At 65.2% G+C, this 25,913-nt stretch carries 18 protein-coding genes; 8 read left to right on the top strand and 10 right to left on the bottom strand.

Annotated elements, in window-relative coordinates; genetic code table 11:
• Positions 1–26: 26 nt before the first annotated feature.
• Positions 27–542, bottom strand: coding sequence for a PadR family transcriptional regulator (locus QC826_RS04495; RefSeq protein WP_279764589.1), 516 nt, complete (start codon positions 540–542; stop codon positions 27–29).
• 142 nt (positions 543–684) lie between these two features.
• Here QC826_RS04495 and QC826_RS04490 point away from each other — a divergent pair, with 142 nt between their 5' ends.
• On the top strand, positions 685–1,197 hold the full coding sequence (locus tag QC826_RS04490; protein ID WP_279764588.1) for a GNAT family N-acetyltransferase: 513 nt from the start codon (positions 685–687) through the stop codon (positions 1,195–1,197).
• 187 nt (positions 1,198–1,384) lie between these two features.
• Here the strand turns inward: QC826_RS04490 and QC826_RS04485 are convergent, their stop codons facing one another.
• A complete protein-coding gene (locus QC826_RS04485) occupies positions 1,385–3,262 on the bottom strand; it encodes a glucokinase (protein ID WP_279764587.1) in 1,878 nt (625 codons plus the stop codon).
• A gap of 257 nt (positions 3,263–3,519) precedes the next feature.
• Complete coding sequence (locus QC826_RS04480) at positions 3,520–5,151, bottom strand: alpha-amylase family glycosyl hydrolase (protein ID WP_279766382.1); 1,632 nt, start codon at positions 5,149–5,151, stop codon at positions 3,520–3,522.
• A 343-nt stretch (positions 5,152–5,494) separates the two neighbouring features.
• Here QC826_RS04480 and QC826_RS04475 point away from each other — a divergent pair, with 343 nt between their 5' ends.
• From QC826_RS04475 to QC826_RS04460, 4 genes are all read left to right on the top strand, one after another.
• Positions 5,495–7,024: an oligopeptide:H+ symporter gene (locus tag QC826_RS04475; RefSeq protein ID WP_279764586.1), complete on the top strand. Its 1,530-nt coding sequence runs from the start codon at positions 5,495–5,497 to the stop codon at positions 7,022–7,024.
• A gap of 349 nt (positions 7,025–7,373) precedes the next feature.
• A complete protein-coding gene (locus QC826_RS04470) occupies positions 7,374–8,357 on the top strand; it encodes an ABC transporter substrate-binding protein (protein WP_279764585.1) in 984 nt (327 codons plus the stop codon).
• Between the two features lie 12 nt (positions 8,358–8,369).
• The gene (locus tag QC826_RS04465; protein ID WP_099415602.1) at positions 8,370–9,191 is read left to right on the top strand and encodes an ABC transporter permease; all 822 of its coding nucleotides are present in this window, start codon (positions 8,370–8,372) and stop codon (positions 9,189–9,191) included.
• Position 9,192: 1 nt separating this feature from the next.
• Entirely contained in the window at positions 9,193–9,990 is a 798-nt protein-coding gene (locus QC826_RS04460; protein ID WP_279764584.1) for an ABC transporter ATP-binding protein, read from the top strand.
• A 149-nt stretch (positions 9,991–10,139) separates the two neighbouring features.
• On the opposite strand, the gene rbsD is transcribed toward QC826_RS04460, so the two are convergent.
• The 6 genes from rbsD to QC826_RS04430 all read right to left on the bottom strand — a co-directional run bounded on the left by rbsD (position 10,140) and on the right by QC826_RS04430 (position 16,189).
• Positions 10,140–10,532, bottom strand: coding sequence for a D-ribose pyranase (rbsD, locus tag QC826_RS04455; RefSeq protein WP_279764583.1), 393 nt, complete (start codon positions 10,530–10,532; stop codon positions 10,140–10,142).
• A complete protein-coding gene (gene rbsK / locus QC826_RS04450; protein ID WP_279764581.1) occupies positions 10,529–11,437 on the bottom strand; it encodes a ribokinase in 909 nt (302 codons plus the stop codon). Before rbsK ends, rbsD begins: the two co-directional genes overlap by 4 nt.
• 182 nt (positions 11,438–11,619) lie before the next feature.
• Entirely contained in the window at positions 11,620–12,615 is a 996-nt protein-coding gene (locus QC826_RS04445; protein WP_279764580.1) for a LacI family DNA-binding transcriptional regulator, read from the bottom strand.
• Positions 12,616–12,628: 13 nt separating this feature from the next.
• Positions 12,629–13,591 carry an ABC transporter permease gene (locus tag QC826_RS04440; protein ID WP_279764579.1) on the bottom strand — a complete coding sequence of 321 codons (963 nt, stop codon included), beginning with the start codon at positions 13,589–13,591 and terminating at the stop codon, positions 12,629–12,631.
• 14 nt (positions 13,592–13,605) lie between these two features.
• A complete protein-coding gene (locus QC826_RS04435) occupies positions 13,606–15,210 on the bottom strand; it encodes a sugar ABC transporter ATP-binding protein (protein WP_279764578.1) in 1,605 nt (534 codons plus the stop codon).
• 28 nt (positions 15,211–15,238) lie between these two features.
• On the bottom strand, positions 15,239–16,189 hold the full coding sequence (locus QC826_RS04430; RefSeq protein WP_409567765.1) for a sugar ABC transporter substrate-binding protein: 951 nt from the start codon (positions 16,187–16,189) through the stop codon (positions 15,239–15,241).
• 311 nt (positions 16,190–16,500) lie between these two features.
• Here QC826_RS04430 and QC826_RS04425 point away from each other — a divergent pair, with 311 nt between their 5' ends.
• Both QC826_RS04425 and QC826_RS04420 read left to right on the top strand, forming a co-directional pair.
• Positions 16,501–18,306, top strand: a complete 1,806-nt coding sequence (locus tag QC826_RS04425; protein ID WP_279764577.1) for an ATP-binding protein — start codon at positions 16,501–16,503, stop codon at positions 18,304–18,306.
• The gene (locus QC826_RS04420) at positions 18,287–19,702 is read left to right on the top strand and encodes a sigma-54-dependent transcriptional regulator (protein WP_279764576.1); all 1,416 of its coding nucleotides are present in this window, start codon (positions 18,287–18,289) and stop codon (positions 19,700–19,702) included. The genes QC826_RS04425 and QC826_RS04420 overlap by 20 nt, the downstream gene beginning before the upstream one ends.
• 148 nt (positions 19,703–19,850) lie before the next feature.
• Here QC826_RS04420 and QC826_RS04415 read toward each other — a convergent pair whose 3' ends face one another.
• Positions 19,851–22,637, bottom strand: coding sequence for a UvrD-helicase domain-containing protein (locus tag QC826_RS04415; RefSeq protein WP_279766380.1), 2,787 nt, complete (start codon positions 22,635–22,637; stop codon positions 19,851–19,853).
• A gap of 457 nt (positions 22,638–23,094) precedes the next feature.
• On the opposite strand from QC826_RS04415, the gene QC826_RS04410 reads away from it, so the two are divergent.
• On the top strand, positions 23,095–25,869 hold the full coding sequence (locus tag QC826_RS04410) for an alpha-1,6-glucosidase domain-containing protein (protein ID WP_279764575.1): 2,775 nt from the start codon (positions 23,095–23,097) through the stop codon (positions 25,867–25,869).
• Positions 25,870–25,913: the final 44 nt, after the last annotated feature.

The following is a 25,913-nucleotide window of genomic DNA, read 5'->3' as shown; positions in this document are numbered from 1 at the left end:
ATTGGTAGAGGTTTGTGAGTGAGCGCTTACAACTGCTCGATCTCGGCGGTGGCGCGGCGCAGGATGGCCTGGATCTGGGCCAGCTTGGCCTCGTCCGGGTTGTTCTCGCGCACTTGCTGGATCACCGCCGCTTTCAACGCGTGCATGCTGCCGCGCACGTCGCCGTGGCCGCCGGCCGGCTCGTTCATGCGCGCCATGATGGCGTCGACGAACTGGCGGTTCTCGGCCAGGAAGGCGGCGCCCTCGGGCGTGATGGTGTGCAGCTTCTTGTTGCCGTCCGGCGTGGCCGAGACGTGGCCCATGTCGAGCAGCATCGACAGCAGCGGGTAGATCGCGCCCGGGCTGGGGGTGTAGCTGCCGCCGGCGCGCTGTTCGAGCTCCTTGATGATTTCATAGCCGTGGCGCGGCTTTTCGCTGATCAGCTGCAACACGATGTAGCGCATGGCGCCGGCGTCGAACATCTTCGGGCCACGGCCGCCGCCGCCGTGGTGACGACCATGCATGTGGTGGAAACGATGGGCTGCGTGAAGAAAACGGAACATGGTGAACTCCTTAAGATATATCGCAATAAGATATATCTTAAACTGTTTTTTGCGGAGTTCAAGGAGTTTTTTTGTAACAAGGATGTATCGGCGGGAGTTCCGAAATGCAATAAAGTGACGCGCATGTTGTACACTTTCTGGCATGAAACCGTCCGCCCTGCAATTCCGCCAGCTGTCCATCGACGACGTCGACGCCTTCCGCGCGCTGCGCCTGTGCGGCATGCTGGAGAAACCGGAAACCTTCCGCACCAGCTACGCCGAGGAAGCCGCCCTGCCCCTGATCCGCCTGCAACAACGGCTGCTCCACACGCCGCACCAGCGCATGTTCGGCGCCTGGGATGGCGACGCCTTGGTGGGCATGGCGGGCTTGAAACGCGAACCGATCGCCGTGGTGCACGAGCGCGCCAACATCTGGGGCGTGTATGTGGCGCCGCAGGCGCGCGGCGCCGGCGTGGCGCGCGGGCTGATCGAGGCGGCGCTGGACTACGCGCGCGCGGTGCCGGAACTGCGCCGGGTAACCTTGATGGTGAACGTGGACAATGCGGCGGCCCGCGCCCTGTACCGCAAGCTGGGTTTCACATTGGTGGCGGGAACGCTGGACGCGCAGCGGGACGAGCAGATGCTGTTGCTGCTGTCGGGAATGCCGGTCAGTTGAGAAAACCCACAGGCACAATTTTGGGTCGCTGTCGCCGGCGACATTCGCCCCCAACCCGGAACGCATAAGCCGGGGTCGGACCCCGTACGGGGTCCGCCCCCTCCTTTCCGGGTTTCCGGTCGGCTGCATACGCCCTCCCCTGAAGCCCCTTAAAACAGGTGCGCGCCCCGCTGGCGGAAAATGAAACTCAGCTGTCGAGGTGGGAGATCAACAGGCGCCGGCTTTCCGCCTCGACACCCTTGCTGGCCTTGCGCTCCAGCACCAGCTCGGAGTTCTGCGCGTCGAGTGAGATGCCGACCGACAAAATGTCGATCAGCAGCAGTTGCAGGATGCGCGAAATCATCGACAGGAAGGTGGTGCTGTCCTCGCTGTGGTCGACCGCCAGGCAGACGGTGGCCTTCTTGGCCAGCGGCGAATTGCTGCTGGTGATGGCGATGACGTCGGCGCCGGCCGCGCGCGCCGCGTCGACCGCCTGCAGCAGCTCCGGCAGCTTGCCCGAGTTGGAGATGGCGATCACCACGTCGCCCGCCGTCAACAACTCGGCCGCCAGGGTGAACAAATGCGAGTCGCCGTACACCGAGGTGGGGATGCGGAAGCGGAAGAACTTGTGCTGGCCGTCCAGCGCCACCACGCGCGAATTGCCCATGGCGTAGAACTCGACCCGCTTCGCCTTGCTGACCAGGGCGATGGCGCGGTCCAGCGAGCGCACGTCCAGCTGGTCGCGGAATTTCAAAATCGCCGAAACGGTGTTGTCGATCACCTTGGCACTCAGGTCGTGGGTGGAGTCGCTGATGCGCACCTGGCTGTGGCGCACCGGAATCGCGCCGGTCAGGCTGCTGGCGAACTTCAACTTGAAATCGGCCAGGCCGAGGAAGCCGAGCGAGCGGCAGAAGCGGATCACGGTCGGCTGGCTCACCTCGGCCATGCGGGCGATGTCGGCGATCGGCTCGTTGAGCACCAGGCGCGGCTGCTCCAGCACCAGGCTGGCGACGCGCTGCTCGGCCGGCGTCAGCTCGTGCTGCAGATGCTGCACGCGCTCCATCAGGGTGTTGGCGCCGCTGCGGCCGCGCAGGTGCTCGGACAAAATCGTCGCCACGCCGTAGAAGGCCGGGTTGGGCGTGGTGATGACGTAGGTTGGGATCTCCGACAGATAGCTGGTGAAGCGCCCTTTTGCCTCGAAGCGCGAGCGGAACGGCGACGATGCGAACCATTCGCCCATGCGCGGCACGATGCCGCCGCCGATGAACACGCCGCCGAAGGCGCCCAGGGTGACGGCCAGGTTGGCGCTGGCGCCGCCCAGCATGGCGCAGAAGCATTCCAACACTTCCAGGCACAGCGGGTCCTTGTCGCTCAGCGCGCCGGACATGATTTCCTGCGAGCTCAGGTCGCGCACCTGGCGGCCGTTGCGCTTGGCGATGGCGCGGTAGATGATCTCCATGCCGGGGCCGGAGATCAAGCGCTCGGTGGACACGTGCGACCAGGTTTGCCAGGCGTATTGCAAGATCGAATATTCGCGCTCGTCGGCCGGCGCGAAGTTGGTGTGGCCGCCCTCGCTGCCCAGGGTGACGAAGCCGTCGACCGTGGGGATGACGCCGGACACGCCCAGGCCGGTGCCCGGCCCCAACACGCCGATGACGGAGTTGCTGGCCGGCGCGCCGCCGCCCACCTGCATCAGGTCGGCCGGTTTGAGGCCAGGCAGCGACATCGCCAGCGCGGTGAAGTCGTTGACCACCAGCAGGGTGTGCAGGCCGAGGGCGCGGCGCACCTCGTCGGTGGAGAACTCCCAGTCGCGGTTGGTCATGCGCACCTGGTCGCCGCTCACCGGGTTGGCAACCGCGAGGGCGGCGTGGTTCAGGGTGATGTCGGCGTGGTCGGCCAGATAGGAGCGCAATAGCGGCACGATGCCGGTGAAATCGTCGCATTTGAGCACGCGCACGGCGCGGAACTCGCCCGGCGCCGTTTGCAGCGCGAAGCGGGCGTGGGTGGCGCCAATATCGGCCAGCAGTCGCGGCCCGTCGGCAAAGGCGGTGCGGTTGAGTTTTTGGTCCACTTCAGCTTGTTTCATCGTCGATTCAGTCAAAACAGATGGGCAACGGGTTTTGTTGGGAATACTTTAACGCCCCGAGAGGCGGCAAGGATAACCGAAATACGCGATGTTAAGAAGGAACTGCCTGCAAACAGTGATCGCGGCGCTACGTCCAAGATGTCGGCGCAACTAGCATAGGGTCAGACCCTAGGGTCTGACCCTGACATCCGCCCGTTGATCGCCCCGCCCAAGACGTTCCCGAACAAAGCGTCGCATATCACCCTATGAAGATGCGCTTATTTGAGCAGGCCGAACCAGGCGCCAAAGGCCGGCAGTTGCAGCACGCCGTCGACCAGCTCGCCCGGCAGCCCGTAGCCGGCCATTTTCTCGGCGCCGGCCGCCTGCGGCAGCGCCATGCTCTGCGCCGCGCCGCCCAGGTTGAACACGGCGACGATGCTGCGCTCGCCGTCCAGGTCGCGGCGCAGGGCCAGCAGCGGCTCGGGCGCGTCGAAGAAGACGATCTCGCCGCGCGTCAACTGCGGCAGATGGCGGCGCCAGGCGATGATCTTGCGGGCGAAGGCCAGCGCCGACTCCGGGTCCTTCTCCTGCAGCGAGGCGGCCTTGGCCAGGTGCGGCGCGGCCACCGGCAGCCAAGGCTTGCCGCTGGTGAAGCCGCCGGCCGGCGCCTGGTCGTCCCAGGCGATCGGCGTGCGGCAGCCGTCGCGGCCCTTGAACTCCGGCCAGAAGGTGATGCCATACGGGTCTTGCAGCAGCTCGAAGGGAACGTCGGCCTCGCCGAAGGCCAGCTCGTCGCCCTGGTACAAGCAGGGCGTGCCCTTCAGCGACAGCTGCATCGCCAGGATCATCTTGGCGAAGGCGACCGGCGCCTCGGCGCCGCCCCAACGGCTGGCGACGCGCTGCACGTCGTGGTTGCCGACCGACCAGGAGGCCCAGCCGCCCTTGACGCGCGCCTCGAACTGCTCGACCTGGGTGCGGATGTACTGGGCCGAGCATTGCGGCACCAGCAGGTTGAAGCTGTAGGCCAGGTGCAGCTTGTCGCCGTCGGCGGTGTACTCGGCCATGACGGCCAGCGAATCGTCGGCGCCCACTTCACCGATGGCCACGGCGCCGTATTCGTTGAGCAGGCTGCGCAGCTTTTGCAGGAAGGCCAGGTTTTCCGGCCGGCTCTTGTCGTAGACGTGGGCCTGCATGCCGTAGGGATTGACGTCGGACACGGTGGCGGTGTCGCGGTTGACGGCCGGCGGATTGCTGCGCAGCTCGGTGTCGTGGAAGTGGAAGTTGCAGGCGTCCAGGCGCACGCCGTCGACGCCGCGTTCCAGCCAGAAGCGCAGGCAGTCCAAATGGGCCTGCTGCACCTCGGGGTTGTGGAAGTTCATGTCCGGCTGGCTGACCAGGAAATTGTGCATATAGTACTGGCGGCGCCGGCTGTCCCACTGCCACGACGAGCCGCCGAACACCGACATCCAGTTGTTCGGTGGATTGCCATCCGGCAGCGGATCGGCCCAGACGTACCAGTCGGCCTTGGGATTGTCGCGGCTGGCGCGGCTTTCCTTGAACCAGGCGTGCTCGTCGGCGGTGTGCGACATCACCTGGTCGATCATGATCTTCAGGCCCAGGCCGTGGGCGCGGGCGACCAACTGGTCGAAGTCGGCCAGGGTGCCGAACATCGGATCGACGTCGCAGTAGTCCGACACGTCGTAGCCGAAGTCCTTCATCGGCGACTTGAAGTAGGGCGAGATCCAGACGATGTCCACGCCCAGCGAGGCGATGTAGTCCAGTTTGGCGGTGATGCCGGGCAGGTCGCCGATGCCGTCGCCGTTGGTGTCGAGGAAGCTGCGCGGATACACCTGGTAGATGATCGCGTCGCGATACCACGTGGACTGGGCGGAGGGCTGGGGTGTTGGCATCGTCATATCGTTATCCTGGGGAAGGCGGCGCCGGCGGGCATTTCGCCAATATTGAGTTTGTAGATAATATACATCATGAAATTGAATTTTTCAATCAGCACAGCGCCTTGGCAATCCAAGTAAATACCCTTTAAAATCAATATGATAGCAAAAATTAAAGGAATCGACACTCAATAAGATAGTAGTCAAACTACACAAATATTGAACAACAAGGCCTTACCACCCCAACTTTCATCAACGTTCCCTGCTTGCCAAGCCCTGCCGTTCCACTTAGCATCCCGAACAGTTAAAAATAAGGGGACACACAATGTCACTGGACACATTACAAACGGGCAACGGACCGATGCCCAAACAGATTCCGTACATCATCGCCAACGAGGGCTGCGAACGCTTCAGCTTCTACGGCATGCGCAACATCCTGACGCCCTTCCTGATCAGCACCTTGCTGCTGTTCATCCCGCTGGGCGACCGTCCGAGCGAGGCAAAGCACATCTTCCACACCTTCGTCATCGGCGTGTACTTCTTCCCGCTGCTGGGCGGCTGGCTGGCCGACCGCTTCTTCGGCAAGTACAACACCATCTTCTGGATGAGTTTGATCTACGTGGCCGGCCACGCCTGCTTGGCGATCTTCGAGGACAACCTGAAGGGCTTCTACTTCGGCCTGTTCCTAATCGCCTTCGGCTCGGGCGGCATCAAGCCGCTGGTGGTCTCCTTCGTTGGCGACCAGTTCGACCAGACCAACAAGAACCGCGCCAAGGTGGTGTTCGACACCTTCTATTGGATGATCAACTTCGGCTCCTTCTTCGCCTCGCTGTTGATGCCGCTGTTCCTGCGCGACTACGGTCCCGGCGTCGCCTTCGGCATCCCCGGCATCCTGATGTTCATCGCGACGATGGTGTTCTGGCTCGGCAACAAGAAATACGTCCACGTGCCGCCGGCACCGCCGAATCCCGACTCGGTGATGAACGTGGCGCGCACCGCGCTGCTGGCCAAGCGCGACGGCCAGGGCAACCCCGGCCTGGTGATGGCCGGTGTTGGCGTGCTCGGCGCCATCGGCTCGCTGGCCATGGCGCCGCAGTGGGGCTTCGTCATCGCCGCCTGCACCGCCGTGGTGCTGTTGCTGGCCTTCGGCGGCATGGGCACCGCGCTGCAACTGGAGCGCGCCCGTGGCGCCCACCCGGACGAGGCGGTCGAGGGCGTGCGCGCCGTGCTGCGCATCCTGATCGTGTTCGCGCTGGCCACGCCGTTCTGGTCGCTGTTCGACCAAAAGGCCTCGACCTGGATCATCCAGGCCAACGACATGAACAAGCCCGACTGGTTCCTGCCGGCGCAGATGCAGGCGCTGAACCCGGCGCTGGTGATGCTGCTGATCCCGTTCAACAACCTGGTGCTGTTCCCGCTGCTGCGCCGCCTGGGCTGGGAGCCGAGCTCGCTGCGCCGCATGACGGTCGGCATCGCCTTCAGCTCGCTGGCCTGGATCGTCATCGGCGGCATCCAGGTCTACATGGACGGCGGCACCAGCATGTCGATCGCCTGGCAGATCCTGCCCTACGCCCTGCTGACCTTCGGCGAGGTGCTGGTGTCGGCCTCCGGCCTGGAATTCGCCTACAGCCAGGCGCCCGCGTCGATGAAGGGCACCATCATGAGCCTGTGGTATCTGGGCACGACCATCGGCAGCCTGTGGGTGCTGATCGCCAACGCCAGCGTGAAGAACAATGCCGTCAACAGTTATATCGCCTCGACCGGCATGAGCGTGATCTCCTTCCAGATGTTCTTCTTCGCGGCGTTCGCGATGGTCGCCGCCGCCGTCTTCGGCTGGTACGCCAAGAGCTACCGCATGGTCGACAACTACCGCAGCGCCAAGGCCGCCTGAGGCCAAGCGCGCGCCCGGACGCGACACGAAAGGGCCGAACCGCAGGGTTCGGCCCTTTTTTCGGTTCCACCCCGTACGTCGATACGCAACGGGGTCTGACCCCACCCGGGGTCAGACCCCTTCGGTTGCGGGGTAAGGCTGGCATACCACTCATCCACGAAAAGAACCTCGCTTATTGCGCGGAAATCCGCACGAACACCCCGCCGCATTGCGGATTTCCGCCCGGAACGCCCGCCGCGCCGCCGCCGGCCGCGCGCCCCTTCCTTACAAATCAATAGCTTAGCCCCGCCCCGCCGGCTGGCACGGAACCTGCAATTGCTTTTGGCATACAAACCAGAAGGAGACCCGCATGTCCACATTCCACCGCAGCACCCTCGCCGTCGTCGCCACCGCCTTCGCCGCCAGCTTCGCCGGCGCCGCCCAGGCCGAGGACGTGGTCCGCCTCGGCAACCTCAAGTTCGCCCACTACGGCGCCGTCTCCTACATCAAGGAAATCGCACCAAAATGCGGCATCCGCGTCGAGGAGCACATCTTCGCCAAGGGGCCGGACGTGATGCAGGCCATCCTGGCCGGCGAGCTCGACGTTGGCGCCACCGCCTCCGAGGCGGCCATCTCCGGCCGCGCCAACGGCGCGCCCATCTACATCGTGGCCGGCTTCGCCAAGGGCGGCGCGCGCCTGGTCGCCCGTCCCGATGGCAACATCAAATCGGTCAAGGATCTGAAAGGCAAGAAGGTCGGCGTCACGCGCGGCGGCATCCACGAGGTGCTGCTGATCGCCGAACTGGCCCAGCACGGCCTGAGCGCCTCCGACCAGCCGGGCAAGGACGTGCAACTGGTGTTCCTCGCCTTCGCCGACCTGAACCAGGCGCTGCTGGGCAAGAACATCGACGCCATCATGCAGTCCGAGCCGCAATCGTCGCAGGCCATCAACAAGGGCTACGGCGTCGAGGTGATGAAGCCCTACGACACGCCGATCGGCGCGCCGGTGCGCACCATGGTGATGAGCGAGAAGTTCTACAAGGAACGCCGCGCCGTCGCCGCCAAGTTCATGAGCTGCTTCGTCCAGGCCACCAAGCTGTTCATCGACAACAAGGCCGTCGCCGAGAAATACGTGCGCGAGACCATCTTCAAGAACCAGATCACCAAGGACGACTTCGAGGACGCCATCAGCAACTCGCCGTACAGCTACGACATCACCGCCGAGCACATCCAAACCACCACCGACGTGATGGCCAAGTTCGGCACCGGCAAGATGCGCAATCCGCCCGTGGCCAAGGACTGGGTCAAGACCGACCTGCTCGACGCCGCCAAGAAAAGCCTGAACATCCAATAAGCGGGAGACGACATGACACAGCAAAAATGGCGCGACATCGCCGCCGGCACCGTGGTGCCGGTCCTCATCGTCGCGCTCTGGCAAGCCAGCGCGATGCTCGGCTGGATCAATCCGCAGGTGCTGCCCTCGCCCGTGGCGGTGGTGGCCAAGTGGTTCGAATACCTGCTGCCGTTGACGGCCTACGACCCGGCCGGCGGCTCCTGGCTGGCCTGGGCCGTGTCCGGCGAGCTGCTCGGCGACACGCTGAGCAGCATGTACCGCGTGGTGGTCGGCTTCGCCGTCGGCGCCGGCCTGGCCCTGCCGCTGGGCCTGGTGATGGGTTCCAGCAAGCGCGCCTACGCCTGGCTCAATCCGCTGATGCAGGTGTTGCGGCCGATTCCGCCGATCGCCTACATTCCGCTGGCCATCCTGTGGTTCGGCCTGGGCAACGCGCCGGCCGTGTTCCTGATCGCCCTGGGCGCCTTCTTCCCCGTGCTGGTCAACACCATCGCCGGCGTGCGCCAGGTCGACGGCATCTACATCCGCGCCGCCCGCAACCTGGGCGTGAGCCAGCGCACCATGTTCGTCCGCGTCATGCTGCCGGCCGCCGTGCCGTACATCCTGTCGGGGGTGCGCATCGGCATCGGCACCGCCTTCATCGTGGTGATCGTCTCGGAAATGATCGCCGTCAATAACGGCCTGGGCTTCCGCATCCTCGAGGCGCGCGAGTACTTCTGGTCGGACAAGATTATCGCCGGCATGATCAGCATCGGCCTGCTGGGCCTGGTGATCGACCTCGGCATGAACAAACTGAACAATTATCTGCTGCGCTGGCACCGCGGTCTGGAGAACTAAGATGAGCGCAACCCACATCACCGTCCGCGGCGTCAACAAGGTCTTCAAGACCGACAGCCGCGAAGTCGTCGCCCTCAAGGACATCAACCTGGAGATCCCGCAGGGCCAGTTCGTCTGCCTGCTGGGACCGTCCGGCTGCGGCAAGTCGACCCTGCTCAACGCCATCGCCGGCTTCGCCCTGCCCTCCTCGGGCGAGATCCACGCCGACGGCAAGCTGGTCACCGGCCCCGGTCCGGAGCGCGGCATGGTGTTCCAGGAGTACGCCCTGTTCCCCTGGATGACGGTGGAGAAGAACATCGCCTTCGGTCTGGAGATCAAGGGCATGGCGCAGGCGCAGATCGACCAGAAGGTGGACCAGTTGCTGGCCATGCTGTCGCTGGGCGACTTCAAGCACCGCTTCCCGAAAGACCTGTCGGGCGGCATGCGCCAGCGCGTCGCCATCGCCCGCGTGCTGGCGCTGGACTCGCCGATCATGTTGATGGACGAGCCCTTCGGCGCCTTGGACGCGCTGACCCGGCGCAATCTGCAGGACGAGCTGCTGCGCATCTGGGCCGAGCTGAAGAAGACGATTATCTTTGTGACCCACTCGATCGAGGAGGCGATTTATCTGGCCGACCGCATCGTCGTCATGACCTACCGTCCCGGCACCGTCAAGCGCGACATCGTGGTCGACCTACCGCGCCTGCGCGATCCGGCTTCCGCCGAGTTCAACAGCCTCAAACGCGAGCTGGGACAACTGGTGATGGAGGAGCAGCAGCGCCACCACAACGACGAGATCCGCTTGGCGGCCGTCGACTAAACGCGGCGGGCCGGTCTTGTGCGCCTTTAGGCCAAGGCGCAGGGGACGCCAGCAGACCCCTACGGCAGAGAGCCAGGGTCAGACCCTAGGGTCTGACCCTAGATTTGCGCCGTTGGGTTCCATTGCGCTCACTGCACTTCACTGTGAACCTAGAACACCACGCCCGCCACCAAAATCACGTTGGCATACGGCGTGTGCTCGCCCGTGCGCACGATGGCGCGCGCGCCACGGCTGATCTGCTTGAACTCCTCGTGGCTGACGCCGACGCGCTGCGGCAGTTTCACCGAGTCCAGCGCCGCCGCGATGGCCGGGCTGCGCAACGCCATCTCCTGCGCCACGATGTGGCGCTCCACCTGCATCTCGCTGAGCACCGTCTCCACCGTCTGCACAAAGCCCGGCACGCCGGCCGTCAAGGCCAGGTCGATCAGCGGCACGCCCGGCGGCACCGGCAGGCCGGCGTCGCCGATCACCACCATGTCGCCATGGCCCAGCGAGGCGATCAGCTGCGACAAGGCGATGTTAAGCAAGGGAGTCTTTTTCATGCGGCGTCCAGTTCGTGCAAATAGGGGATGGAGGTCTGCGCGCCACGGCGCGTGACGCTGATGGCGGCGGCGCGCTGGCCCAGCGCGATGGCCTGCTCCAGCGTGGCGCCGGTGGCCAAGGCGGCCACCAGGCCGCCGATGAAGGTGTCGCCGGCGGCGGTGCTGTCGACCGCCTTCACCTGGCGCGCCGGATGGAACCGGCCGCCGTTGGCGTCGGCCGCGTAGACGCCTTCGGCGCCCAGCGTGACCAGCACGTTGCGGCAGCCCAGCGCCAGCAGCTGTGCGGCCTGCGCGGCGGCGACGGCGCCGCCCTGCGCGTCGGCGCCCAGCAGCATGGCCGCCTCGATCTCGTTGGGCACCAGGTAGTCGACCTGGGCCAGCAGCTCGGCCGGCAGGCTGCGCGCCGGCGCCGGATTCAGCAGCACGGTCTTGCCCAGGCTGTGCGCCAGCTTGATCGCGTGGCCGACCGTCTCCAGCGGCACCTCCAACTGCAACACGACGATGCTGGCCGCCGCGATCAGCTCGCGGGCGGCGTCGATGTGGGCCGGCGACAGCAGCGCGTTGGCGCCGGCCGCCAGCACGATGCTGTTCTGCCCCGCCGCGTCGACCAGGATGGAGGCGACGCCGGTGGCGGTGGCGGTGATGGTGCTGACGTGGCTGTCGTCGATGCCCTCGTCCTGCAGGGCGGCGCGCAGGGTGTCGCCAAAGCCGTCGTCGCCGACGCAGCCGATCATGGCCACCGGCACGCGGCCGGCCGCCAGGCGGGCGCAGGCCACGGCCTGGTTGGCGCCCTTGCCGCCGGCGATGGTGGCGAACGGGCCGCCGCTGATGGTCTCGCCCGGCATGGGCATGCGCGGCACGCCCAGCACCAGGTCCATATTGATACTGCCGATGACGACGATCATATTCCGGTTCCTATTGTTTCATTGATTGAGGCGGCGGCGTTAGTGTCCTGAGTTGCAGATTCGTTGACCAAATATGGCGAGAATCGCCCCGATACTGCGTCGCAAATGCGCGCAAGGCCCCGGCCTTGCTGTGCTTTGCTCCTTGTCTCGGATCGATTTCGCCACATTTGTTTGTCAACGAACTAGCAACTCAGGACACTAGTGCCGCGCACGTGGAGTTCGGGCGCGATGATGCGGCGCTGCGGCGCCATGTGCGGCTCGGCGATGCGCGCCAGCAGGCATTGCGCGGTGATGCGCCCCATCTCGCGGGTGTTCTGCGCCACGCTGGTCAGCGGCGGGTGGACGAAGCTGGCCAGGTCGATATCGTCGAAGCCGACCACGGCCAGCTCCTGCGGCACGCGCAGGCCGCTCTCGGCGGCGGCGCGCAGCGCGCCGATGGCCATCAGGTCGTTACAGCAGAACAGCGCGTCCGGCCGGCTGGCGGCCGGCTGGCGCAGCAGGGCCTGCGCCGCCTGGTAGCCGCCGGCGCTGGTGAAGTCGGCGTGGCGGCAGGCCGCCGGCGCGGCGCCGGCGGCGGCCAGCACGCGCTGCACGCCGTCGATGCGCTGGGTCGAGATGGCGATGTCGGCCGGGCCGGCGATGCAGGCGATGCGGCGGCGGCCCTGCGCCAGCAGGTGCGTGGCGGCGAGCGCGCCGCCGCCCTCGTTGTCGACGCCGACCACGTCGATCACCATGTCCTTGGGCGCGCGGTCGAGCAGCACGGCCGGCACCTTCATCTTGCGCAGCAGCTCGCCGTCGGTCTGCGACAGCGCCGCCAGGATCAAGCCGTCGCAGCGCTTCGACAGCAGCACGTTGACGTAGTCGCGCTGCTTGGCCGGGTCGTCGTCCGAATTGCACAGGATGACGCTGTAGCCGGCGGCGTAGCAGCTGTCCTCGATGCCGCGCGCCACTTCCGAGAAGTAGGGGTTGGTGTTGTTGGGGATGATCAGGCCGATGGTGCCGGTGGTGCGGCTCTTCATCGAGCGCGCCAGCGCGCTCGGCACGTACTGCAGCCGCTCGGCGGCGGCCAGCACGCGCTCGCGCGCCTCGGCGCTGACCGGCCGCGTGTTGTTGAGCACATGCGACACGGTGGTGAAGGACACCCCTGCCTCTTGTGCGACCTGCTTGATGGTGGCCATGGCGAGCCCTCCCCTAGGCGCGTTCGCCGCGCCGGCGGTAGGTGTCGAGCACCACGGCGGCGACGATCACCAGGCCGGTGACGATGCGCTTCATCGGCTCGCTGACGCCGACCTGGGCCAGGCCGGCCTCCAGCACGGAGATGATCAGCACGCCGATGAAGGTGCTGATGACCGAGCCGCGCCCGCCCATCAAGCTGGTGCCGCCGATGACCACGGCGGCGATCACCTGCAGTTCCATGCCGACGCCGCCGTTGGGGTCGGCCGCCTCCAGGCGCGACACCTGGAACAGCGCGCCGACGCCGGACAACAGGCCCATCATGGCGTACACCAGCACCTTGCGCGGACGCGGCGCGATGCCCGACAGGCGCACCGCCTCCTCGTTGGTGCCGATGGCGATCCACTGGCGGCCGATGACGGTGCGGGTCAGCACCAGCTGGCCGGCGACCACGATGGCCAGCGCCGCCAGGATGGCCGGCGACAGGCCGAAGATGATCGGCGCGCTGATCGCCTCGACGGCGCTGCCGATGTACTCGGTGCGCGAGTTGGTGACCTGGTAGGCCATGCCGCGCGCGATCTCCAGCACGCCGAGCGAGACGATGAACGAGGGGATGCGCCAGCCGACCGAGATGGCGCCGGTGGCGGCGCCGCACAGGGCGGCGCAGGCCACGCCGAGCAGGCTGGCGGTCCACACCGGCCAGCCCCAGCGCACCACCGCCATCGACAGGATGGAGGCGGCCAGCGCCATCACCGAGCCGACCGACAGGTCGATGCCGCCGATGATCAGCACAAAGGTCATGCCGACCGCCATCACCACCAGCGTGGGGATGTCGTTCGACAGCGTGCCGAGGGTGCTGAGGGTGAGGAAGTGGTCGCTGGCGAAGCCGAACAGCACGCACATGGCGAGCAGCGCGCCGGTCAGGCCGGCATAGGTCTTGACGCCGCCGACAAGGCCGCGTTGGAAGGAGGAAGTGGTCATGTGGGGTCCGAAATTCAGGCGGCGGCCAGGGGCGCGGCCTTGTTGGTTTGCTTGTCGTTGCTGTCGCCGGTGCTGCCGGTGCCGCCGCCGTTGCCGCCGCCGTTGGGCGACAGGTAGCCGCTGAAGGCGGCGGCCAGCAGCGCGTCCTGGCTCCAGGCGCCGCGCTCGAATGTGTCGACGATGCGGCCGGCGCTCATCACGGCGATGCGGTCGCAGATCAGCATCAGCTCGCGCAGGTCGCTGGAGACGATCAGCAGGCCCTTGCCCTGGCGCGCCAGGTCGGCCAGCACGTTGTAGATGTCGAACTTGGCGCCGATGTCGATGCCACGGGTCGGCTCGTCGAACAGCATCACCGCGCAGTCGCGGTACAGCCAGCGGCCGATGACCACCTTCTGCTGGTTGCCGCCGGAGAGCTCGGCCACCTTTTGCTCGCCGTTGCGGCTGCGGATGCCCAGCTGGTCGATGTAGCGGTCCGCCACCTCGGCCTCGGCGGCGCCGTCGAGCCAGCCGGCGCGGCTGACGCCGTCGAGCCGCGCCAGGCTGGCGTTGACGGCGATCGATTGCGTCAGCAGCAGGCCCTGGCCCTTGCGGTCCTCGGTGATCATGGCGATGCCGGCGGCCACGGCGGCCCGTGGCGAGTCGATCGCCGCCGGCGCGTCGCCGTGGCCGAGGAAGATGTCGCCGCTGTCGGCGCGGTCGGCGCCGAAGATCAGGCGCAGCAGCTCGGTGCGGCCGGAGCCGATCAGGCCGGCGATGCCGACGATCTCGCCGGCCTTCACCTCCAAGTCGGTCGGCTGCACCACGCCCGTGCGGCCGAGGCCGCGCAGACGCAGCAGCGGCCCGCCGATGTCGCGCCCGCTCAGGTCGATCTCGGCGTCGGCGGCGCGGCCGACCATCAGCTGCACCAGGTCGGCGCTGCTGTAGCCGGCGATGTCGTCGTCGCAGACCAGCTCACCGTCGCGCAGCACGGCGATGCGGTCGGCCACCCGCTTGAGTTCCTCCAGCCGGTGCGAAATGTAGACGATGGCCACGCCCTGCGCCGTCAAGCGGGCGATCTGGGCGAACAGCAGCTCCACCTCGCGGTGGGTCAGCATGGCGGTCGGCTCGTCGAGCACCAGCAGGCGGCAGTCGCCGATCAGGTTGCGGGCGATCTCGATCATCTGCTGGTGGCCGATGCCGAGCTGGCCCACCGGCGTCCACGGGTCGATCTCGTCGAGGCCGACCTGCGCCATCAGCGCGCGCGCGTCGCGCTCCAGGCGGGCGCGGTCGATCCAGCCGAAGCGGTGCGGCAGCTGGTTCAAATACAAGTTTTCCGCCACCGACAGCGTCGGCAGCAGGTTCAATTCCTGCATCACCATGCGGATGCCGAGCTGCTCGGCATGGCCGCGCGAGGCCGGCTGGTAGGGCCGGCCGTCGAGCAGCATGGCGCCGGTGGTGGCCGGCTCCAGTCCGCAGATGATCTTCGACAGCGTGCTCTTGCCGGCGCCGTTCTCGCCCGTCAGCGCCAGCACCTGGCCGGCGTGCAGTTGCAGGGCGACGCCGCCGAGCACCGGCTCGACATAGGTCTTGCCGATGTCGGTCAGGCTCAGCAAGGGGCTGGCTTGGGGGGCGAGGGTCATGGCGTACTCCGGCTGAACTCAGATGCGCTTAAGGCTTGGTGACCAGGGCGACCTTGGTCTCGATCACGCCGCCCATGGTGGCCTGGGTCTTCTTCTCGGCCAGCGCCTTGAGCAGGCTCTCGATGCCGAACACCGCCTGCTGCGAGCCGAACTGGTCGACCGTGGCCAACACGCGGCCGTCCTTCAACATAGGCTTGATGGCCTGGATGTTGTCGTAGCCGATGACCTTGACCTTGCCCGCCTTGCCGGCGGTGCGGATGGCCGAGATGGCGCCGATGGCCATGTTGTCGTTACCGCACAGCAGAGCCGTGATGTTCGGATGCGCGTTCAGCATGGCCGAGGCGACCGTGTTGGCGCTGGCGATCTCCCACTGGCCCGACTGCACGCCGACGACCTTGACGCCGGCCGCCGTCATGGCGTCCTGGAAGCCCAGCGTGCGCTGCTGCGCGTTGAAGGTGGTCGAGACGCCTTCGATGATGCCGACCTGCTCGCCCTTCTTCAGCTGCTTGCCGAGGAAGTCGCCGACCAGCTTGGCGCCCTTGCGGTTGTCCGGGCCGACGAAGGGCACCAGGAAGCCCTTCTCCTTGAGCGCGGCGTCGTCCAGCTTGTTGTCGATGTTGACCACCAAAATACCGGCGTCGACGGCCTTCTTCAGCACCGGCACCAGGGCCTTCGAGTCGGCCGGCGCGATCACCAGCGCGTTGACCTTGGAGACGATCATCTGTTCGACCAGCTTGATCTGGGCGGCCGTGTCCTGCTCGTCCTTGATGCCGTTGGCGACCAGGTCGTACTGGGCGGCGTGGGCCTTCTGGTGCTCCTTGGCGCCGTTCTCCATGGTCAGGAAGAACTCGTTGGCGAGCGACTTCATCACCAGCGCCACCTTCGGCTTGGCGTCGGCGGCGTTGGCGGTGGCTGCGAACGGCAGCAGGGACATCAGGGCGGCGGATGCGAGCAGTTTCAATGGGGTGCGACGAGTCATCTGTGTCTCCATATATTGATTTTAAGCATCTTTTCGACGCCATTTGGTGCGCGCAAACGTTTGCGCGCTCGAAATCATAGCGCAATTTTTCACGCCTGGCACATCGGAAACAAAAAAATGGGACACCGGCAAAGCCCAGCGGAAAATAAGCAGGGTCAGACCCTAGGGTCTGACCCTATGGTTGCGCCGCTGGGTTTTGCAAGCGTCCCGCCCATCCATAAGAAGGGCAAATGTCCAACGCCCACAACCACACCGCCCTGTCCCATGTTGCCCACGTGCAGTAGAATCCCCCTTGCTGACCGTGGAAGCCTATGCGCGCTAAAAAATCACTGCTGATATTGCTGGGCCTGCTGGTGGCGGGCGGCCTGATCGCGGCCGCCGGCCTGCTCGGCGCGCAGCGCGCCCGCGCCGAGCTGATGGCCCAGGGCCAGCGCCAGCTGCAGCTGATGGCGCCCGACCTTCAGTCGGTGCTGCAAAAATTCGAAACCCTGCCCTTCGTGCTGGGCTTCCAGCCCGACCTGATCGAGGCGCTGGCCCACCCCATCGACGCGCGTGCCATCGCCCGCCTCAACAGCACGCTGCAAACCATCCAGCAGCAGGCCAAGGTGGGCGCCATCTACGTGATGGACCGCGACGGCATGACCCTGGGCGCCAGCAACTGGGACCAGCCGCTCGGCTTCGTCGGCAAGAACTTCTCCTACCGCCCCTACTTCCACACCGCGCTGCTCGGCAAGGCCGGCCTGTTCTACGGCATCGGCACCAGCACCAGCGAGGCCGGCTACTTCATCGCCCAGCCGGTCTACCGCGACGGCAGCAAGCGCGGCGCCGTGGCCGGCGTGGTCGCCGTCAAAATCAGTTTGTCCGAGTTCGAGCGCACCTGGCGCAGCAGCGACGATCCCATCGTGCTGGCCGACCGCCGTGGCGTCATCTTCCTCAGCAACCGGCCGGACTGGATCTACCACAGCCTGGCCAAGCTGGACGCCGCCGCCGAGCGCGAGCTGGCCAGCACCCAGCAGTACATGGGCCAGACCGTGCGCCCGCTGGCCGGCCACTCGCCCTACTTCGTCACCCAGCCGGTGGGCCAGCTGGGTTGGCAGTTGATGCTGTTCCCCGGCCAGACGCGGGTGCTGCGCGTCGGCCTGCTGTGGGCGCTGGCGGCGGCGCTGCTGCTGGTGTGCGCCGCCGTTTCCAGCTGGGCGCTGTACCAACGCCGCCGCCGCTTGGAGGAAGGCCTGGCCTCGCGCGTCGCCCTGCAACGCGCCGCGCTGGAGTTGGACGACAAGATCGTCGAACGCACGCAGCAGCTGCGCCTGACCAACCAGAACCTCGAACACAAGTACACCAAGCTGCAGGAGGCCGAACACCTGCTGCGCTCGACGCAGGACCAGATGGTCCAAGCCGGCAAGCTGGCCATGCTGGGGCAAATGGCGGCCGGCGTCACCCACGAGTTGAACCAGCCGCTGGCGGCCATCCGCGCCTTCGCCGACAACGCGCGCACCTATCTGGAGCGCGACCAGCCGGCGCAGGCCAGCGCCAACCTGGGCCATATCGCCGCCGCCAGCGCGCGCATGGGCGCCATCATCAGCCAGTTGAAGGGTTTCGCCCGCAAGGACGAGACCATCGCGCCGGTCGACCTGGCCGCCTCGATCCGCGCCTCGACCTTTTTGCTCGACAGCGAATTCCGCCGCCACGAGGTGGCGCTGACGTTCGAGGCCACGGCCGACGCCGTGCAGCCGCCGCTGCAGGTGACCGGCAACACGGTGCGCATCGAGCAGGTGCTCATCAACCTGCTGCGCAACGCCCTCGACGCCGTCGAGGAGGCCGAGCAGCGGCGCGTCGCCATCACCCTGGCGCGCGACGGCGACGAGGCGCTGGTCTGCATCAGCGACAGCGGCGCCGGCATCCCCGAGCAGGTCGCGGCGCACCTGTTCGAACCCTTCTTCACCACCAAGCCGTCGGGCAAGGGGCTGGGCCTGGGCCTGGCGATCTCCTCGTCCATCGTGCAGGCCATGAACGGCCGGCTCAGCGCGCACAACCCGGCCGGCGGCGGCGCCCGCTTCGAGCTGCGCCTGCCGCTCTCACACCAAGGAGTCACCGTTGCAAGCCATCCTGATTGAAGACGAGGCGCCGCTGCGCCTGGCCACCACGCAAACGCTGGAGCTGGGCGGCTTTGCCGTGCAGGCCTGCGCCAGCGCCGAGGAGGCGCTGGCATTGCTGCGCGCCGACTTCGCCGGCGTCGTCGTCACCGACGTGCGCCTGCCCGGCCGCTCCGGCCTGGAGCTGCTGGCCGACGCCGCCGCGCTCGACGCCGAGCTGCCGGTGATCGTCGTCACCGGCCACGGCGACGTCGGCATGGCGGTGGCGGCGATGCGCGGCGGCGCCTACGACTTCATCGAAAAACCCTTCGCCGCCGAACGCCTGCTCGACGCCGTGCGGCGCGCCCAGGAACGGCGCACCCTGGTGCTGGAGAACCGCCAGCTGCGCGCGGCGCGCGCCCAGCATCCCGACATGCCGGACTTGATCGGCCGCTCGCCGGCCATCGAGGAATTGAAACTGGTGATCCGCAACGTCGCCCCGGCGGCGGTCGACATCCTGATCCACGGCCAAACCGGCAGCGGCAAGGAGGTGGTGGCGCGCCTGCTGCACGCCGCCAGCGGCCGCAAGGGCAACTTCGTCGCCATCAACTGCGGCGCCCTGCCCGAGTCGGTGTTCGAAAGCGAGATCTTCGGCCACGAGGCCGGCGCCTTCACCGGCGCCCACAAGCGGCGCATCGGCAAGCTCGAATACGCCCAGGGCGGCACGGTCTTCCTCGACGAGATCGAAAGCATGCCGATGGCCCTGCAGGTCAAGTTGCTGCGCGTGCTGCAGGAACGCCGGCTGGAGCGCCTGGGCGGCAACGAGGGCGTGGCGCTGGACTGCCGCATCGTCGCCGCCACCAAGGTCGACCTGCTGCAACTGGCCGCCCAGGGCCTTCCGCGAGGGCCAGTGTACTACCGCATCGGCGTGGTCAGCCTGGAGCTGCCGCGCCTGCGCGACCGGCGCGACGACATCCCGCTGCTGCTGGCCGACTTCGTGCGCGACGCCGCGCTGCGCTACCAACGCCCGATTCCCGCCTGGACCGCGCAGCAGATGGCGCAGTGGCAGGCCGGCGACTGGCCCGGCAACGTGCGCGAGCTGCGCAACTTCGCCGAGCGGCTGGTGCTGGGCGTGGCCGGCGCCGTGCCGGCGGCGGCCAGCGCGCCAAGCGCCACAGCCGCCCCGACCTCGACCTCGGCCTCGGCCACCGCTGCGCGCAATCTACCGCACCAATCCGACGCCCCGCCCAACCAGGAGCACGGCGCCGAAGCGCTGCCGCTGCCGCAGCAGGTCGACCACTACGAACGCGAGCTGATCACCCAGGCGCTGGCCAGCGTGGACGGCAACGTCGCCCAGGCGGCCGACAACCTGATGGTGCCGCGCAAAACGCTGTACGACAAACTCAAAAAGTACCAGATCGGCACCGGCCGCAAGTAAGCGTACAAGCCCCCCGCATGGACGACACAAGAAGCCCGGCCGCGCCCGCCGTGCCCGAAACGGTTGATGCTGGGAACGGTTGATGTAAGAACATAATCAGGTCCCTTCATGTGTTTGACGCCAATGGCTCCCGCCTAACGGATTGCACTTAAACCATTTGCACGGACTTCTTCTTTTCCTGAATCTTCTGTTTATAATCGCACCGTGGGAATCGAGTACAGCCAAAGAAATCCGAATACGGGCCGGTTTTTTTCGTCAGCGTTCCTTGACCACATTTCGGACACGGGACTGTCTTAGACTTTTTGCCATCAATGCCTTGTACTTCAAGCTTGATGTCGTTAATCAGCTCCACGACGAACGGCGACATGCGGCCTTCAACAGTGAAGATGGTCGCAGAACGCCGCGCGCGAGTCAGAGCCACATAGAACAGCCTACGCTCTTCACCGAAGGCATAGGTATCCTCTGATGGCATCGCAAGTTGAAGAACAGGGTCATCTTCAATGGTGCTTGGGAAAGAGTAGTAGCCGCTGACCACACGCGGCAAAATCACGTAATCAGCTTCCAATCCTTTAGATCCATGCACACTTGAGAATTTCAGTTCAAGGTGAGCACCGTATTTCTTCTCCCAATCGTCGGGGATGTACTTCTTATCCACCTTGTAGCGCCCCAAGATGAATACTGAAATCTTCTTGCCTTTTTTGGGCGGCACCACATCACCATGGACTATTTTCTTGTGCAGGCCAGCCAAAAACTTGTCGATGCTATCCTGTAGCTTCTCATCATCATCCACTTGGAACAGTTCAACTGCAGGAGGATGTTCAGCTTCCAGCGAGTGCACCTTTTTAGAAATCTGCGAAGGATTCTTGAGAACGAACTTGCTGGACACATCACACAGGGACTGAGGGCAACGGAAGGTACGCTCAAGCCGAACAGTGATAGCACGCCCAAACCATTCCTCAAACTTCGTCATCACCGAAATGTCAGAGCCAGCAAATCGATTGATGCTCTGCCAGTCATCACCAACAGCGAACAGGAAGCGCCCGGGCTTACAGACAAGCGCCCGTGTGAGCCTTGCGCGAGCCCATGAAGCATCTTGGAATTCATCGACCATCACCAGCGTATAAGGGGATTGCCAGCGGCCCGCGTCCATGTGATCCGAGGCCAGATTCAACATGTCCTCAAAGTCAATGCAGCGACCATCAGCCAAGCTGTTTTCCCAAGCTTTGCGAACCTCCACAAAGATATCCAAGAACAGTTCATGACGATAAACGAAGTTGCCCACTGTCTGGCTGTGAAGTCGCTGGCGCAAATCAGCATCGGTAAGCCGGTTGCTCTTAGCATGGGTCAGGAACGTCCTGAACACCTTCACCAGGTCTTCATGGCCAATGGGCTTACGGCCTTCTGCTGGACGTTCAGGATTGGGATCAAGCACAATACCACGCTTCGTCAGTTCAGCCTCAAGGATGGCAAAGGCTTTACCAGTTCGGAGCTGGACCGAAGTCGTTTCAATGAGTGCTGTCTTGTGCTGCTTGTGCAGCCCCCGCTTCCACTTCACACCATCCATGTAGCCTTTGAACTGTGGTGGAGGATTCCCATTGTGATCAAAAGCGAAATGCTCATGGTAGAGATCCACATCGGGGTAGTAGAAATCAGGGTTGTACTGCCGGTGCGATTCTGTGGCCGTATCGTGTTCATATGGCTGTTCATAGCGATAGTCCACACCGTTATAGAAAAGCCAGTCCGCAATCATGCGCTCACCGTGGCTCTTCACCACTTCATTGCGAAGCGTGCGGAAGCCATACTTCTTCGTATTGCGATCCCTATCTTCTGTGTCCTCTTCCTCTTTTCCGAATTGGGGCAAGTCCCGACTCAGGACGATGCGAAACAGATCCCACTTCGTCCTAAATAAGGAATCCTTGTCCTTCAAGTCATCAATCAAATCTGCCAGGTGTTCAATGTCTTTGCCATTATCCAGCCATGCGGCCAAGCTGGGCCTACGTCCAGTCGCCTTGCCGATGACATCCAAGCCGAAGGCATGGAAGGTACGGGCAACCACAGCATCAGCGGGGAAGCCGAGAGGCGTTAAGCGATCATAAACCCTCTGTTGAAGTTCTTCGGCTGCGTCTTTATTGAAGGCTAGCAGAAGAATTTTGTCGGCGCTGACAAACTTACGGAGCAAAGCATATGCAGCCTTGGCCACCATCGTTGAAGTCTTGCCAGATCCCGCCGACGCGATAGTTAGAACACGGTTATCAAAGCAGACCACAGACCTGACCTGCTCTTCGGTTAGGGGAGACTTTTCGACTTTATTGAAGAAGTCTTTGCAGGCGATCAGTTCAGCCTGGAAGTGCTCTTCATTGCGCTTAATGACCGTGGGGCGCAGGTCAGCCTTCCATAAATCCACAGCATATTTTGTGCCTTGATCCTTTCCACTGAAGTACTCGGCTACCTCCACATCCCTCAACAGGGCTGAGAATCGTTCAGCATCTTTACCAACCACAGCAGGCCGAACCGCGTCCCACCCCTGCAAAGTTTCCTCAGCAATCCAACGATGGTTTGACTTGTGGTTCTCAAAATCTTGAACCACGATTTGGCGCCATGACACCAGCGGGGCAAGCAGCCGGTCAAATTCATCAAGCTTGCTTCGCTTCTTCTCGCCAGCCGTGAATTGGGAATATGCTGTCTTAATGGCCGCAGTCATTGCAACGGCACGCTCATTGGGGATACCGTCCAATAAAATAAACTTACCGTCGAGGGTCTTGAAATCCACAGACGACCAGAAGAACCCAGGCGTGGCGCTAACCGCCTCTTCGTCCGTAAGGCTGGCCTTGTACTTGCGTCCTTCCCGATGAACGATCAGCTCAGGACCATTGATCAAAAGCGTCCATTCCGAGGTTCTGGTGAACCGCTCGCCCATCCTGCTCGAACTCCACATATTCACAATAGCCGTTCCTTTTACTCTAAAGAAACTATATGTTAGCAAACCCATGGCCTCTCTCGCCATAGAACGGCCGATGATGACGGCGACGGCTCTGCTACAGCGCAAAATGATTTTACGTCAGGCACTCTTTTTCCTGCATAAAATATATCGGTTGAGGTTGCAACCCATGAGCCTTCTCGCGGCCGGGGATGCCGTAGCCGGGGTAGCCCGCGACTACGGCACACCCATCAGTTAATCATGCGGGTACGCAAAAGACTCAACTCAGTCGATGCAGCCGCCCCCTGACATGTGAGCAGTCGGCTTCTGAAACGCCAACAGCCTTGGCCATTCACCATCAATGCAATTTAGTATGAAAACTACATAAATTGAATTACCATATGCCGCATAACAACGGGCTGTCAGAACAATTTTGTAACCCGACTACTAACGCACCGGTAATGGAGACAAGTTTATGAGCGGCAACGAAAACGCAGTTTGGAAGCGCGCGCTGGCGCTGTCGCTGGGCGGCACGCTGGCAATCGGCGGCGCGGCCGCGCAGGCCGGCAATGCCGCCAACGCCAGCACCATAGTCGCGCCCGGTCTGGACGGCTGCACCGCCCCCTTCGCCACCGTGCTGCAGGCCAGCAGCGCCAGCGACGCGCGCGGCCACTGGCTCAACCGCCAACTGATCCGCTGGCCCGGCGCGGATGCCGCCGGCAGCTTCAAACTCTACTACTCGGCCACGGGCCAGCTCAAGGCCACGGTTGGCGCGCCGGTCGGCGGCGCCGACGGCGCGCTGGCGCTGAGCGCCTTCAACGGCACCCTGCCCGCCGACGTCGCCCAGCGCTTCAAGTTCGTCGGCAGCGGCCCGACGCTGGCCCTGCCTACCGAAGCGCTGCCCCGTCTGGGCGCGCTGCACACGCAACAGCTGCTGCTGGTGCTGGAGGCGGCCGACGGCAACGTGCTTGACGCCACCTCGCTGCAAAGCGCCGGCGCGCTCGACGACCTGTACGCGGCCGCCGCCAATGCGGCCGATCTCGGCGTCAGCGTCGGCAAGGCCGGCACCGCCTTCAAGCTGTGGGCGCCCACCGCGCAGCAAGTCGCCGTCTGCACCTACGACAGCGGCTCCGGCAAGGCCGCCGCCATCACGCCGATGACCTTCGACGCCGCCACCGGCATCTGGTCGGCCGCCACCGGCGCCGACCTGTCCGGCCACTACTACCAGTACGTCGTCGACGTCTTCGCCCGCAACAGCGGCCTGGTGCGCAACCTGGTCACCGACCCGTACTCCATCAGCCTGACCACCGACTCCAAACGCAGCTACATCGCCGACCTCGGCTCGGCCAAGCTGAAACCGGCCGGCTGGGACCAAACGCCGCTGCCGCGCAAGGTCGCCGCCCAGCCCGACATGACGGTCTACGAACTGCACGTGCGCGACTTCTCGATCAACGACAGCACGGTCAGCGCGGCGCATCGCGGCAAGTACGCCGCCTTCACCGAGGCAGGCTCGAACGGCATGCAACACCTGGCCGCGCTGAGCCGCGCCGGCATGACCGACATCCACCTGCTGCCCGTCTACGACATCGGCAGCGTGCCCGAACAAGGCTGCGTGACGCCGGCGCCGAGCGGCGCCGCCGACAGCGACGCGCAACAGGCGCTGGTGGCCTCCAGCCAGGCGCGCGACTGCTACAACTGGGGCTACGACCCCTACCACTACAGCGCGCCCGAGGGCAGCTACGCCAGCGACCCGGCCGACGGCGCCCGCCGCATCGTCGAGTTCCGCCAGATGGTGCAGGCGCTGCACCGCACCGGCCTGCGGGTCGGCATGGACGTGGTCTACAACCACACCTACATCGCCGGCCAGAACGAGAAGTCGGTGCTCGACCGCGTGGTGCCCGGCTACTACCACCGCCTCAACGCCAAGGGCGAGATCGAACGCTCGACCTGCTGCGACAACACCGCCACCGAGCACCGCATGATGGGCAAGCTGATGATCGACTCGGCGGCGCTGTGGGCCAAGCAGTACAAGATCGACTCCTTCCGCTTCGACCTGATGGGCCACCAGCCGCGCGCCGCCATGGAGCAGTTGCAGGCGCGCGTAGACGGCGACACCGGCCGCCACGTCAACCTGATCGGCGAGGGCTGGAACTTCGGCGAGGTGGCCGACGGCGCCCGCTTCGTGCAGGCCTCGCAGTTGTCGCTCAACGGCAGCGGCATCGGAACCTTCAGCGACCGCGCGCGCGACTTCGTGCGTGGCGGCGGCGCCGGCGACTCCGGCGCGGAGCTGTTCAGCAAACAGGGCTACACCAACGGCCTGGTCTACGCGCCCAACGCCTACGCCGGCCAGCGTCCGGCCGGCGAGCTGCTGCACGCCGCCGACATGGTGCGCGCCGGCCTGGCCGGTTCGCTGCGCACCTATAAGATGACCACCGCCGACGGCGCCAGCAAGGCGCTGCGGGACATCGACTACGGCGGCCAGCCGACCGGCTACGCCAGCGAGCCGGGCGAGGTGGTCAACTACGTCGAGAACCACGACAACCAGACCCTGTTCGACATCAACGTCTTCAAGCTGCCGCTGGCCACCAGCGGCGCCGAGCGCGCCCGCGTGCAGACGCTGGCCGCCGCCATCAACGCCTTCAGCCAGGGCGTGGCCTACTTCCACGCCGGCTTCGACATCCTGCGTTCCAAGTCGCTCGACCGCAACAGCTTCGAGTCGGGCGACTGGTTCAACCGGCTCGACTGGACCTACCGCGACAACTACTACGGTGTCGGCCTGCCGCCGGCCGCCGACAACGGCAAGGACTACGCGCTGCTGCGCCCGCTGCTGGCCAACGCCGCCATCAAGCCGGCGCCGGCCGACATCGCCTTCGCCCGCGACGCCTTCCGCGACCTGCTGGCGATCCGTTCCAGCAGCACCCTGTTCCGCCTGCGCAGCGCGGCCGACGTGCAGCGCCGCCTGAGCTTCTCCAACACCGGGCCGCAGCAGGTGCCGACGGTGATCGTCGCCCACCTCGACGGCGTGGGCTATCCGGGCGCGCGCTACAAGGGCATCACCTACCTGATCAACGTCGGCCTGGACGCGCAGCGCATCAGCGTGCCGGCGCAGGCGCACAAGGGCTGGCGCCTGCATCCGGTGCACAGCCGCGCCGGCGCCGCCGATCCGCGTCCGGCGCGGTCGGCGCGCTACGACGCGGCCAGCGGCAGCTTCACCGTGCCGGCCCGCAGCGCTGTTGTTTTTGTGGATTAATTGGCAAGATTAGAGGGCGTCCTCGGGAAGCTGTCCGCTACACT

This window comes from Rugamonas sp. DEMB1, from assembly GCF_029834475.1.
GTDB classification, from domain to species: Bacteria; Pseudomonadota; Gammaproteobacteria; order Burkholderiales; family Burkholderiaceae_D; genus Rugamonas; species Rugamonas rubra.
The sequence above is the reverse complement of the archived record's forward strand: the minus strand, read 5'-3'. Positions and strand labels throughout refer to the sequence as shown.